Source organism: Jeotgalibacillus sp. 10bf12 (assembly GCF_055597105.1).
This window is the reverse complement of sequence record NZ_CP200276.1, coordinates 3,293,394-3,305,509: the sequence shown is the minus strand read 5'-3', so window position 1 is coordinate 3,305,509 and position 12,116 is coordinate 3,293,394. Positions and strand designations below refer to the sequence as shown.

The following is a 12,116-nucleotide window of genomic DNA, read 5'->3' as shown; positions in this document are numbered from 1 at the left end:
GTTATGCCGGAATTCTTGTTTTTGCCGGCAGTGTCTGTGGAAACACCTTCAGCATCTTTGCGCCAACAGCTGCCGCCACAAACGATAGAATGATATCTTTAGGAATAGTCGGCAGCATCCAGATCCATGCCATCGCATATGTAAAGCCATCCGGTGCGTTAAACCAGAGCTTATACGCCATATACATCCAGTTTGTGCCGAGGAAGTAGTTAACTGCTGTCCCAAGCAGTGCCGCTGTAATAAGCATCGCATATGACTTGCTCTTTTCAGTCAGCACACCGGCAACCCATGCAGTAACAATATAAGAAAGAATAAATCCGAAAGTTGGACTGATCAGTGTGCCAAGTCCGCCACCCCATCCTGCAAATACTGGCATGCCCGCAAGGCCGATCAGCATATATACGGTCATCGCGATTGGTCCCCACTTTTTACCGAGCAGTAAACCTGCAATGACGCAGACAACGGTTTGAAGTGTGATCGGGACGTTGCCGACCACAAGGATTGGAACGATTGAAGTGATGTTGGCGCCGATTGCCATGAGTGCTGCAAATAATGAGGCAAGCACCATTCCGTGAACCTGTGATTTTACCATTTGAACCCCTCGTTTCATTTTAGATGCATCTGGTACTTCGGCTGATGATTTCCGCTCCAGGCAGAAGCTTTCCGCGGCCGGGCGGGGAGCCCCCACGGCTTCGCCGCATGGTCTCACCTGTCCCTTTCCGCCGCTGGAGTCCCTGCCTTCCACGGAAATCATCAGCTGTGCATTAAAAAAGATGAATTTTATCAATGCTGTTGAAATATTGAAAATAATTATGTACAAAAAAAGTATAAGTAGAATATCTTTTTAAGTCAACTTTTATTTTTAATAGGTTAACATATATTTAATTGAACATTTGCTGCAGAATTCATAGCTGATTCCTGTAGTGGAGAGCGGAGACTCCCGCCCCAGGAAGGAACGGGTGAGACCATGTATGCGAAGCATATAGGGGCTCACCGCCCGGGGGGCAGGAAAGCGCAGCTCTCCACGGAAGGAATCAGCGGTTACAAAAATATCATTACATTGATATTTCAATTTAGTGAAATTAAGTGTTATGGGTTTGCTTTTTTCCAGATGTCCGTTACAATGCAACGTAGGCTAAGAAATAGAGTTTTTGGAAATCTGAAAGGGGTTTTACCTGATGAACTTTAAAAAAATCTTTTTACCATTCGCTGCAGGTGCACTAGCGCTTGGACTCGCAGCATGCAGTGATGATGAATCAGCAAATACAGAAGCAGAAAATGAAGAACCAACTGCTGAAGAAGAGCAGGCAGCAGAAGATCAGCAAGCGGCTGCTGAAGAAATGCAGGCTGCAATGGAAGAGCAGCAGGTTGCAGAAGATGAAGTCGTTGCAACAATTAATGGTGAAGAAATTACTGGTGAAGCATATAACTCAGCTTTAGCTTCAACGCAAAGCAACCTTCAGCAAATGGGACAGGACCCGACAACTGAAGAAGGTGCAGAGCAGGCTAAAACTCAGACACTTGATCTTTTAGTGAACCAGACACTCATCATTCAAAAAGCAGACGAAGCTGGACATGAAGCTACAGAAGAGGAAATTGATGAGGAATACGCATCATTTCAGGAGCAGTTCGGTGGAGAAGAAGCATTGAATGAAATCATGGAAGCACAAGGCATGGACCAGGAAACACTTCGCAGCCAAATGGCAGACTCTATCAAATTTGATAAGTATGTAAACGAAGTAGCGCCTGCAGAAGAGCCATCTGATGAAGAAATCCAGGAATTCTATGACCAGATTACTGCTCAGGCAGAACAAACTGGACAGGAAGCACCTGCACTAGAAGACGTTCGTGAAGATATCGTAGCGAACCTGAACCAGCAAAAACAGCAGGAACAGCTAATGGCTCACCTTGAAGAACTGAAAGCTGAAGCTGAAATTGAAAGATTGATCTAAATCAGTGAGAAGGCATCTCCTTTTTGGAGGTGTCTTTTTTTGTGTGAAAAATACAGTTGGAGAAGGGGGAGCGGCAACTTGGCAAGTGAAAGTGACAACTCTGTGCTGATTAGCAACAACTTCCCGGGTGTATCGCAGCAACTTCGGCAGAAATCAAGACAACTCCAGCAAAAACAGCAACATCTTCACCCAAACAACACCCTTGACTAACCATCCCATCCCTAGTAAACTACACAATATCTTCATTATGTTATCGTATTAGCGAACTAAAGGATTCAGTCAATTATTCGAGTTATCCTGTTTAAACAGGTATAATAGGTTGATACGATTTTAATTAAGAAACGAACATGAGTTAAACAGGTTTATGTATAAAGATAGACCAGCTGAACCTTAGAGAGGAGGGCGGAGACTCCCGCCCCGGAAAAGGACAGGTAAGACCCCGCAGAGCTTTAGCTCGAGGAGGCTCGCCGTCCGGGGGGCAGGAAAGCGCAGCCCTCCACGGAAAGGTTCAGCGGTTATGATAGTTAACTTTTGAAAGGTTGTGGAGACGGTGTCAAAGCTGTTTATGTTTGAAAAACCGATTGGAATGAGAGATACGTTTCCTCATTTATATAGTCTGAAAAAAGAAATCCGTACAAACATTGAAAATGAAATGATGAACTGGGGCTATGAATTCATGGAAACCCCGGCCCTTGAATACAACGAAACAGTCGGCGAAGCATCTGCGATTTTGGATCAGCAGCTGTTTAAGCTTCTGGATCAGCAGGGAAGAACGCTTGTACTCAGACCTGATATGACGGCGCCGATTGCACGAGTTGCAGCGTCAAAGCTGTTAAAAGACCGCAATCCACTCAGACTGGCTTATGCGGCAAACTTATTCCGCGCACAGCAGCGTGAAGGCGGGAGACCGGCTGAGTTTGAACAGATTGGTGTTGAACTGATCGGGGATTCGACTGTCAGTGCAGATGCTGAAACGATTGCACTTTTAGCATCAGTGTTAAAAGCATCGGGCCTGGAAGACTTTACGATCGCTGTTGGACATGTAGGCTTCCTGCAGGAACTGTTTCTTCAGATTGTTGGGACAGAAGAACGTGCTGAGAAGCTGAGAAAGCATTTGTATGAAAAGAACTATGTTGGCTACCGCAAGCATGTTGATTCATTGCCGCTTTCTTCTATTGATAAGAAGAGGCTGATTGATGTGCTTCATATTCAGGGGAATGGCGGATCGATTGCGAAAGCTGAAGCTCTTTTAGAGGGTGAAGGTGGACGCGGGGCGCTGCGTGAGCTTGAAGAATTACTGTCAGTGCTGAAGGATTACGGCATCGAGGATTATGTGAAAATGGATGTATCGCTTGTCAGCCACATGTCTTACTATACGGGTGTACTGTTTGAGGTTTATGCAGACAACGTAGGATTCGCACTGGGTAATGGCGGACGCTATGATAACCTGCTGAAAAAGTTTGGTGCTGAGGTTGGTGCAACCGGATTTGGACTCAGAATGGATTATCTGATGGAAGCTTTAAATAAAAGTGTGAAAAAATCTCAGCCAGCATTAATTTTATTTTCAGCTGAACGCAGGAAAGAAGCTGCTGAAAAGGCAGCTGAGTACAGACAGAGCCAGCAGCCTGTAATTGTGCAGGATGTGAAAGGTGTATCTGACTTAGACAGCTTTACGGCTGGATTTAAAGATGTGCATACGTTTATTGGAAAGGCAGGGGATCAGGCATGAAGGAATTAACGATTGCCATGCCAAAAGGGCGTATATTTGAAGAAGCGGTTGTGATGCTGAAGGAAGCAGGCTACAATTTACCGCCTGAATTTGATGATTCGAGAAAATTAATTATAGAAGTGCCTGAGGAGAATCTGCGCTTTATTTTAGCGAAGCCGATGGACGTGCCAACATATGTTGAGCACGGTGTTGCGGATATCGGGATTGCAGGGAAAGATGTGATGCTTGAAGAAGAGCGCCATGTGTATGAACTGCTGGATCTTAAAATCAGCCACTGCTATTTAGCAGTAGCAGGCCTTCCTGATACTGAAATGAATGAAGTGGCACCAAGAATTGCAACGAAATATCCGAATGTTGCCTCCTCTTATTTTAGAGAGCAGGGTGAGCAGGTGGAAATCATTAAGCTGAACGGTTCGATTGAGATTGCACCGATTATCGGGCTGACTGATCGTATTGTTGATATTGTCTCGACTGGACAGACATTAAAAGAAAATGGTTTAGTGGAATATGAGCATATTGTAGACATCACGTCGCGCCTGATTGCGAATCCGGTAAGTTATCGTCTGATGCATGACCGGATCAGTGAGATGACAAACAGACTTGAAAAAGTGGTGAACGGCTAACAGCCAGCAGAAAGGATTTGCTAATAATGGATATCCGTTATCTGAATAAAAGCAGTATTCCGCGTCAGTCGCTTGATCAGGGCACTGAGGCACAGCGGAAAAGTGTACAGAGCATTATTGCAGAAGTAAAAGAAAAAGGTGACGAGGCGGTCCGCTTTTACACGGAGCAGTTTGATGGTGTAAAGCTTGAGTCGTTGAAAGTGACTGATGGTGAAGTGGACGAAGCGCTTCAGGAACTGGATGAGGAACTGCTGTCAATTTTACAGGAAGCAGCGAACAATATCCGTTCCTTCCACGAAAAGCAGGTGCAGCAGTCCTGGATGACCACTGAAGAAAACGGGACGATCCTAGGACAGAAAGTAACAGCGCTTGATGCAGCAGGTATTTACGTGCCGGGCGGAACAGCCGCTTATCCTTCATCTGTTCTCATGAATGCGATTCCTGCTCAGGTTGCAGGCGTGAAGCGGATTGTGATGGTCACACCACCTGGTAAAGACGGCAAGGTGCCAGCAGGCGTTCTTGCTGCAGCCCGTCTTGCAGGCGTGCGTGATATCTATAAAATTGGGGGTGCGCAGGCAGTTGCAGCGCTTGCTTATGGAACAGAATCAATTAAACCTGTAGATAAAATCACAGGACCGGGAAATATCTTTGTAGCACTTGCTAAACGTGAAGTGTTTGGTATTGTGGATATTGATATGATCGCAGGACCAAGTGACGTAACTGTCATTGCAGATGATACAGCCTTTGCCAATGAAGTTGCTGCTGACCTGTTATCACAGGCTGAACACGGCGAACTTTCTCAGGCGAATCTCGTAACAACTTCAAAAGAACTTGCTGAAGCCGTTCAAAAGGAAGTGGAAGAACAGCTGAATAAACTGCCAAGACAGGGTATGGCACGTGTTGCGATTGAAGAGCACAGTGCCATTTATGTAGCAGATTCTCTTGATCAGGCAGTAGAAGCAGTCAATCAGATCGCACCTGAGCACCTTGAAGTCCAGATGAATAACGCAATGGAGCTGGTCGGAAAGATCCGCCACGCAGGCGCAATTTTCGTGGGCAGGTACAGCTCAGAGCCGATCGGTGATTACTTTGCAGGGCCAAACCATACGCTTCCGACAAGCGGGACAGCCCGCTTCTCAAGCCCGCTGTCAGTAGAGGATTTTGTGAAAAAATCAAGCATCATCTCCTACAGCAAAGCAGCCTTTGACGAAAACGGCAGCAAAGTTGCAAAATTCGCAAGGCTCGAAGGATTGGAAGCCCATGCTAGAGCAATTGAGGCTAGGGGTAAAAACTAAATATCTTCTGTAACCGCAGAGCTTTCGGAGAACTCCGCTTTCCTGCCCCCGGGCGGTGAGCCCCCGTCCTCCAAAAGCTCCGCTGGATTGGGAATTATTAAATATTATTTGCAGGTGTAAATCAGGTACTTATGAATTACCATTAATATACTTGCACAGCTGATGATTGGAGCGGAAGGCGGCGACTCCTGTGGCAGGAAGGGACAGGTGAGATCAAGCACGGCGAAGCCTGCGAGCTCACCGCCCGGCCACGGAAAGCGTCCGCCTGGAGCCCCAATCTTCAGCCAACTTAAAAAAGCAACCACAGCTTGCCATACATATTAAAAGGAGTGTCACAAATGACTGAACGTAAAGCTTCATTAAAAAGAAAAACAAATGAAACCAATATCTCACTTGCACTGAACATCGACGGCGAAGGCATCAGCGATATTCAGACAGATGTACCATTTATGACCCACATGCTCGACCTCTTCACAAAGCACGGGCACTTTGACCTGACAGTTGAAGGCCGCGGAGATGTGGACATTGATGGACACCATACAACAGAAGATATTGGCATCGTACTCGGTCAGGCACTGCTTGAAGCACTTGGAGATAAAAAAGGAATCAAACGTTACGGTAACGCTTTTGTTCCTATGGATGAAGCACTTGCGCAGGTTACAGTTGATTTAAGCAACCGTCCGCACTTAGTGATGAACGCTGATTTTCCGAAAGAGCGCGTAGGAGATTTTGATGTGGAGCTTGTGCATGAATTTCTATGGAAGCTTGCGATTGAAGCGCGAATGAACCTGCACGTGAATGTGCATTACGGCTTTAATACGCACCACATGATTGAAGCTGTATTTAAAGCGCTTGGCCGCGCGCTCGATGAAGCGACTCAGATTGATCCGCGGGTTAAAGGTGTGCCATCAACGAAAGGGATGTTGTAAATGATCGGAATAGTTGATTACGGTATGGGGAATCTGTTCAGTGTCAGTAAAGCACTTGAGCGGATTGGCGTCCCTTACATCATCAGTGATAAAAAAGAGCAGCTTGAAAAAACGGACGGACTGATTTTACCCGGTGTAGGCGCATTTCGTGATGCGATGAAGCTGCTTGATGAAACGAAGCTTTCTGATTTTATTAGAGAACAGGCGCATGCAGGGAAGCCGATACTTGGTATCTGTCTCGGGATGCAGCTTTTATTTGATGAAAGCGAAGAGAATGGTGTGTTTAAAGGACTTGGGCTGCTGAAAGGAAAAGCGGTAAAGTTTTCCGGAGAAGCAAATGGTGAACGCTACAAGGTCCCACATATGGGATGGAATAAGCTGAAGTTTCACCAGGAATCACCACTGACTGCGGAGGTGGAAGCGGATCACGTCTATTTTGTTCACTCCTACTATATTGCAGGAGAAGAGCGCGATGCATTGATCGCTTCATCAGATTATTTTGAAGAGGTACCGGCTGTTGTCGGGAAAAACAATGTGTTCGGCATGCAATTTCACCCTGAAAAAAGCGGTGACTTAGGCATGGCACTTTTGAAAAACTATACGCAGTACGTACAAAATACGGAGGTGGAAGTATGAGTTTCACAGTATATCCGGCAATTGATATGAGAGGCGGCAAATGTGTACGCCTGACACAGGGTGATTATGCACAGGAGACAATCTATGGGGATTCTCCTTTTGATATGGCAAAGCAGTTTGTTGATGAGGGTGCCGAGTGGATCCACATGGTAGACCTTGATGGTGCAAAGGATGGCAAGCGCGTGAATGATGTATTTGTTGAGCGCGTTGTAAAGGAATTGCCTGCACGTGTTCAGGTTGGCGGTGGCATCCGTACTGAAGAAGACGTGGTACACTATTTAGACCAGGGCGTTGACCGCGTGATTATCGGAAGTCTGGCTGTTACAAATCCTGCTTTAGTCAAAGAGTGGCTGAAGAAATACGGCAGCCGCATCGCAATCGGCCTTGATGCAAAGAACGGCTACGTTGCGACGCATGGCTGGATTGAAACGTCAGAGCTAAAAGCGGTTGACCTTGGAAAAGAGCTTGCAGAAGCAGGCGCTGAAACGTTTATTTTTACAGATATCGCAACGGATGGCATGCTGAGCGGTCCAAATGTGGATGCAGTTGTAGAACTTGCAGAATATACAGGCGCTGAAGTCATCGCTTCAGGCGGTGTCAGCTCACTTGAAGATCTGCGTACATTACAGGCCGTTTCAGGGGTCGGTGTAGCAGGTGCCATAGTCGGTAAAGCGATTTACACGAATAAATTCACCGTCAAACAGGCGATTGAGGAGACATCGTGATGCTCACAAAACGGATCATTCCATGTCTTGATGTAAAAGAAGGCCGCGTAGTAAAAGGGATCCAGTTCGTTGAGCTCCGTGATGCAGGGGATCCGGTTGAACTTGCGCGCGCATATGATCAGCAGGGTGCAGATGAACTTGTGTTTCTTGATATTTCAGCATCACATGAAGGCCGCAAAACAATGGTAGATGTTGTGCAGGGGGTTGCAGCGGAGCTTGCGATTCCATTTACAGTCGGCGGCGGAATTAACGCGCTTGAAGATATGAAGCGGATTCTGCGTGCCGGCGCTGACAAGGTGTCCCTGAATACAGCGGCTGTCCTGCGTCCTGAGCTGATCCGTGAAGGCGCTGAATATTTTGGTACACAGTGTATCGTGGTTGCAGTCGATGCAAAATGGGATGAGGAGGCAGGCACGTGGCGCGTTTACACGCACGGCGGCCGTAAGCCGACTGAGAGGCTCGTCATTGACTGGGTTAAAGAAGCAGAATCACTTGGTGCAGGAGAGATCCTGTTAACTTCAATGGATCGCGATGGTGAAAAGTCAGGCTTTAATGTTGAACTGACAAAAGCAGTGAGTGAAGCTGTCAATATTCCGGTGATCGCTTCAGGCGGGGCTGGTGGCAGTGAGCACTTTACTGAGATTTTTACAGATGGAAAAGCAGATGCGGCACTTGCAGCATCGATTTTCCATTATGAAGAAACAAGTGTAAAGGAAGTTAAAGCACATTTAAGAAATGAAGGAGTGAATGTAAGGTGACTATTAATACAGAGAACATTCGCTTCGATGGAAAGGGATTAATCCCGGCAGTAGTGCAGGATGCATTAACCGGAGAAGTCCTGACAGTAGCGTATATGAATGAAGAATCTTTTCAGAAATCAGTTGAAACCGGGGAAACATGGTTTTACAGCCGCTCTCGCCAGGAGCTTTGGCATAAGGGGGCAACAAGCGGCAACACACAAAAGATCATCGACATGACACTTGACTGCGATGGTGATTCACTCGTAGTCCGCGTGAAGCCTGCCGGACCTGCCTGTCACACCGGCGAGCGTTCATGCTTCAATGAAAAAGTGTATGAATCAGATGATAAGGCTGTCGGAACACAGATTCTGTCAGTACTTGAAGGTCTGATTGCAGCACGCGATGAAGAACGTCCGGAAGGCGCTTATACAACGTATCTGTTTGAAGAAGGCGTTGATAAGATCCTGAAAAAAGTTGGCGAAGAGTCAGCTGAAGTGATTATCGCAGCGAAAAACCGTGATAAAGAAGAGCTGAAGTGGGAAACAGCGGATCTGCTGTATCACACACTCGTGCTGCTTCGCGAGCAGAAGCTGCCGCTTGCAGATGTGATGGGTGTGCTTGAAGAGCGTCATCATAGACCGAAATAATTGAGAGACCCGTTCCTTTTTGGAGCGGGTGCTTTTTTGTGTGTAGACCCGGGACAGACCCGCCTCTACCTTTCGACCATGGCATTCATCCCTTCCCACACTTCCAAATCCATGCTAAAATTGATTAGTTAATACAATGTACGGAGGCTATACAATACACGCCATCTACAAGTATTGATATATAAGGCTTTTCAGAGGTTTTTTAATTGAAGAAATCGAAAATATCACAGAAATATCACAGAATCTAAAATTATTGAATGATCTCGAGCATGTTACTGTAAAATTTGCTCATCTTTTCCGTGGCATCGGATTGCATCTTTTCAGTGACATGCGTATATATTCTCATGGTCGTTTTTGCATCCTCATGACCAACCCGGCTCATGATCGTGGCAAGATCGACACCAGCCTCTGTCATCATCGAAATAAATGTGTGACGCAGCATGTGCGGTGTCGCTTCTTTTTTTATGCCTGACAGCTTCATCAGTCGCTTCATTCGATACCAGGTTGTATGCGTGCAGTAGGGATGACCAGTTTCTCTGGCAAACACAAAATTCTCTGCCTCCACTTTACCCCCATACCCCGAAAATATATCCATCACCTTAAACTGATTCTTTCTGTGCTCCCTTAACATCTTGGTAATCTCATCATTGATCGGAACTACCCGAACTGACCCATGCGTTTTCGGTGCGGTCAATTCATAATCATCTACCCGGCCAGACTCTTTGTAAAGTGTTTTAGTCACCCGCAGCATCTGCGTATTAAAATCAATGTCGGACCATTTCAGCGCTGATAGCTCACCAGACCTCAATCCAGTAAACAGCAGCAGGAAAAATCGTTCCTTATCCAACCGCAAACCGTGCTCATTCACAGTATGAAGGAATACCTTGATTTCATCATGCGTGAAGTAATTTTCATCCTTATCAATCTGCTCAAGCTCTTCAATCGTAAGCTGCTTCTTAGGGATAAACGTATCCTCATAAGGCAGTTCCGAAATAATTTTCGTTTTCTTCGCATACTTGAATACCAGCTTAACCGTACTGAGATAGGTCGAAACCGTATTCGGTTCATAGAGATCACATAATTGAAAGATCAGGTCCTGAAACTCTTCCCTGTGGATCTGGACAATCTTTTTATCACCTAACATTGCGCTGATCTTTTTTAAACGTTGCTGGCGGAATAAATACGTATTCTTCTTGACACCACTTCTGCGGTACTCTTCATACCAAAGTTCGGCAACATCACTAAATGTCAGCTGGCGAACTTCGTCAGGGTCCTTAATACCGTTTATCATGCGCCTATGCTTCTCCTCGAGCTTCTTAATCGCCAGCTCAACCTTGCGCTTCACCTCAGCCTTACCCTTATCGCGCCGTCTGATCTGATTACGCTTGCCTGTTAGTGGATCCCTCGGACCATCAGCAACAGCTTCATAATACAAAACTTTCTTACCATCCATTACTTTTTTGACCTGCATACCCTTCACCCTTTCTTTAGTTGATAGTAACCTTCATAACTATTTAATCGCCTCTCAGCCAGCTCAGGTGTGACTGGAAAGAGGTTATACATAGTATAGATTCTTTCGGTGCGAGTGGGTAGAGGATCTATGTATTTGGCAAACATATGCACCGGCAGACAAAACTTGAGTGTGAAGAGCCTGGCGCGATCCTCCTGGTATTCTCTGAAACTTTCAGTAATCCCGAACTGATTGCCGGCATGTGTCATCACATGGCACAATTCATGCGCGAATGCTTCCCATTGCTTACGTTCATCCTCTCGGCTGTCCAGTACAATAAAGCCTGACCTGTCCGTCTCAAGCGTGCTGTATGGCTTGCATTCAGCATATTCCACGTAATGCCCGAGTCTGGCAGCGATCTTCTCAATATCAATCTGATGCGGTTGGTAGATGTCGATCCCTTCATAAATTTCCTGCACTTTATCCTCCAATAGTGTCTGGCAATATTCCATGACATCACTCCTCATAATTTGATATGAATCTACTAATATTGTTAAAATTCTACCAATCCATCCAGTATTTATATAGGTGATGATTGATGGTAACAGAGGAACATTTATCCACTTTATACGAATGTATGTTCCCTTTTAAGGTGTAAGAAAAACCCTCATGAGGAGGGCTTATTGATTGATTTCGATTGTGTGAGATACATCTTCTCCAACTGTATCGTAATTGCTGTCCATTGGTGCTTGAATTCTAACTTCAATAGATTCAATGTCAGTAAGGTTAGAGTTTTCCAACACATAAACGTTATATCCAGTGTGTTGTACCTGTCCTAAGTATTCCCCAGGGATGTACTCACTTAACATCATATCAGGCTCAAGCTGCTCTTTTGTGCTGGTGATCGCTACTGCTTGACCAAGATAGAAGTTCATATCTTCATCAGATGTATTTTCACCTGTGAAATCAATTGTAAATGCCTGAATGACATCTCCAACTTCTGCCTCAAACATAGAAGCTGCATCCTCTGATTTGATTTCAACCTCTTTAAACTGAATGCCATCAATAGAGTACTCCATCGGTCCGATCGTACCAGAGATCCCGAGGTCTTTATTAGTAATGGTATTAGTCGCCTTCATATGTTCGTTTTCTTCCACTTCGACACCTGGTTTATTCGGATCTTCTTCAGGCTCTTCAGTGGCTTCCTCATTTGACTCCTCAGTGTCAGAAGCCGTTTCCTCTGTAGCAACTTCCTCAGTCTGTTCTCCCTCTTCTACTGCGGTTGCTGTACCTTGAGGTTCTTCATTTGCTGAATCGTCACCACAAGCTGCCAGCACTATAGCTGAAGCCATACCAAGCGTAAGTACATACTTTTTCATAACTAATTGCC

At 45.7% G+C, this 12,116-nt stretch carries 13 protein-coding genes; 9 read left to right on the top strand and 4 right to left on the bottom strand.

All coding sequences use genetic code 11. The features are described 5' to 3' along the window. Position 1 precedes the first annotated feature (1 nt). On the bottom strand, positions 2-592 hold the full coding sequence (locus DH10bf12_RS17335) for a biotin transporter BioY (protein ID WP_471736463.1): 591 nt from the start codon (positions 590-592) through the stop codon (positions 2-4). A 586-nt stretch (positions 593-1,178) separates the two neighbouring features. Here DH10bf12_RS17335 and DH10bf12_RS17330 point away from each other — a divergent pair. The 9 genes from DH10bf12_RS17330 (at position 1,179) to hisIE (ending at position 9,276) form a co-directional block, all read left to right on the top strand. Next, on the top strand, positions 1,179-1,952 hold the full coding sequence (locus tag DH10bf12_RS17330; protein WP_471736462.1) for a SurA N-terminal domain-containing protein: 774 nt from the start codon (positions 1,179-1,181) through the stop codon (positions 1,950-1,952). Between the two features lie 550 nt (positions 1,953-2,502). Continuing rightward, positions 2,503-3,681 (top strand): ATP phosphoribosyltransferase regulatory subunit, encoded by a 1,179-nt coding sequence (locus DH10bf12_RS17325; RefSeq protein ID WP_471736461.1) that lies wholly within the window; start codon positions 2,503-2,505, stop codon positions 3,679-3,681. Further along, complete coding sequence (gene hisG, locus DH10bf12_RS17320; RefSeq protein ID WP_471736460.1) at positions 3,678-4,304, top strand: ATP phosphoribosyltransferase; 627 nt, start codon at positions 3,678-3,680, stop codon at positions 4,302-4,304. The genes DH10bf12_RS17325 and hisG overlap by 4 nt, the downstream gene beginning before the upstream one ends. A gap of 26 nt (positions 4,305-4,330) precedes the next feature. Then, complete coding sequence (hisD, locus tag DH10bf12_RS17315) at positions 4,331-5,599, top strand: histidinol dehydrogenase (protein ID WP_471736459.1); 1,269 nt, start codon at positions 4,331-4,333, stop codon at positions 5,597-5,599. A gap of 338 nt (positions 5,600-5,937) precedes the next feature. Beyond that, positions 5,938-6,528 carry an imidazoleglycerol-phosphate dehydratase HisB gene (hisB, locus tag DH10bf12_RS17310; protein ID WP_322422483.1) on the top strand — a complete coding sequence of 197 codons (591 nt, stop codon included), beginning with the start codon at positions 5,938-5,940 and terminating at the stop codon, positions 6,526-6,528. Then, on the top strand, positions 6,529-7,164 hold the full coding sequence (gene hisH, locus DH10bf12_RS17305) for an imidazole glycerol phosphate synthase subunit HisH (protein WP_471736458.1): 636 nt from the start codon (positions 6,529-6,531) through the stop codon (positions 7,162-7,164). Further along, positions 7,161-7,889 (top strand): 1-(5-phosphoribosyl)-5-[(5-phosphoribosylamino)methylideneamino]imidazole-4-carboxamide isomerase, encoded by a 729-nt coding sequence (gene hisA, locus DH10bf12_RS17300; RefSeq protein ID WP_471736457.1) that lies wholly within the window; start codon positions 7,161-7,163, stop codon positions 7,887-7,889. Before hisH ends, hisA begins: the two co-directional genes overlap by 4 nt. Beyond that, complete coding sequence (gene hisF, locus DH10bf12_RS17295; RefSeq protein WP_039810995.1) at positions 7,889-8,647, top strand: imidazole glycerol phosphate synthase subunit HisF; 759 nt, start codon at positions 7,889-7,891, stop codon at positions 8,645-8,647. Before hisA ends, hisF begins: the two co-directional genes overlap by 1 nt. A gap of 2 nt (positions 8,648-8,649) precedes the next feature. Then, the gene (hisIE, locus tag DH10bf12_RS17290; protein WP_471738263.1) at positions 8,650-9,276 is read left to right on the top strand and encodes a bifunctional phosphoribosyl-AMP cyclohydrolase/phosphoribosyl-ATP diphosphatase HisIE; all 627 of its coding nucleotides are present in this window, start codon (positions 8,650-8,652) and stop codon (positions 9,274-9,276) included. Between the two features lie 250 nt (positions 9,277-9,526). Here the strand turns inward: hisIE and DH10bf12_RS17285 are convergent, their stop codons facing one another. The 3 genes from DH10bf12_RS17285 to DH10bf12_RS17275 form a co-directional block, all read right to left on the bottom strand. Beyond that, entirely contained in the window at positions 9,527-10,747 is a 1,221-nt protein-coding gene (locus DH10bf12_RS17285; protein ID WP_471736456.1) for a tyrosine-type recombinase/integrase, read from the bottom strand. Between the two features lie 5 nt (positions 10,748-10,752). Then, positions 10,753-11,238: an ImmA/IrrE family metallo-endopeptidase gene (locus tag DH10bf12_RS17280; RefSeq protein ID WP_471736455.1), complete on the bottom strand. Its 486-nt coding sequence runs from the start codon at positions 11,236-11,238 to the stop codon at positions 10,753-10,755. Positions 11,239-11,406: 168 nt separating this feature from the next. After that, complete coding sequence (locus DH10bf12_RS17275; RefSeq protein ID WP_471736454.1) at positions 11,407-12,105, bottom strand: hypothetical protein; 699 nt, start codon at positions 12,103-12,105, stop codon at positions 11,407-11,409. Positions 12,106-12,116 lie beyond the last annotated feature (11 nt).

Bases quoted from the DNA above. Each gene is read 5' to 3' on its own strand.
- DH10bf12_RS17335 (WP_471736463.1), bottom strand. From the start codon at position 592: ATGGTAAAATCACAGGTTCACGGAATGGTGCTTGCCTCATTATTTGCA.
- DH10bf12_RS17330 (WP_471736462.1), top strand. From the start codon at position 1,179: ATGAACTTTAAAAAAATCTTTTTACCATTCGCTGCAGGTGCACTAGCG.
- hisG (WP_471736460.1), top strand. From the start codon at position 3,678: ATGAAGGAATTAACGATTGCCATGCCAAAAGGGCGTATATTTGAAGAA.
- hisD (WP_471736459.1), top strand. From the start codon at position 4,331: ATGGATATCCGTTATCTGAATAAAAGCAGTATTCCGCGTCAGTCGCTT.
- hisB (WP_322422483.1), top strand. From the start codon at position 5,938: ATGACTGAACGTAAAGCTTCATTAAAAAGAAAAACAAATGAAACCAAT.
- hisH (WP_471736458.1), top strand. From the start codon at position 6,529: ATGATCGGAATAGTTGATTACGGTATGGGGAATCTGTTCAGTGTCAGT.
- hisA (WP_471736457.1), top strand. From the start codon at position 7,161: ATGAGTTTCACAGTATATCCGGCAATTGATATGAGAGGCGGCAAATGT.
- hisF (WP_039810995.1), top strand. From the start codon at position 7,889: ATGCTCACAAAACGGATCATTCCATGTCTTGATGTAAAAGAAGGCCGC.
- DH10bf12_RS17285 (WP_471736456.1), bottom strand. From the start codon at position 10,747: ATGCAGGTCAAAAAAGTAATGGATGGTAAGAAAGTTTTGTATTATGAA.
- DH10bf12_RS17280 (WP_471736455.1), bottom strand. From the start codon at position 11,238: ATGGAATATTGCCAGACACTATTGGAGGATAAAGTGCAGGAAATTTAT.
- DH10bf12_RS17275 (WP_471736454.1), bottom strand. From the start codon at position 12,105: ATGAAAAAGTATGTACTTACGCTTGGTATGGCTTCAGCTATAGTGCTG.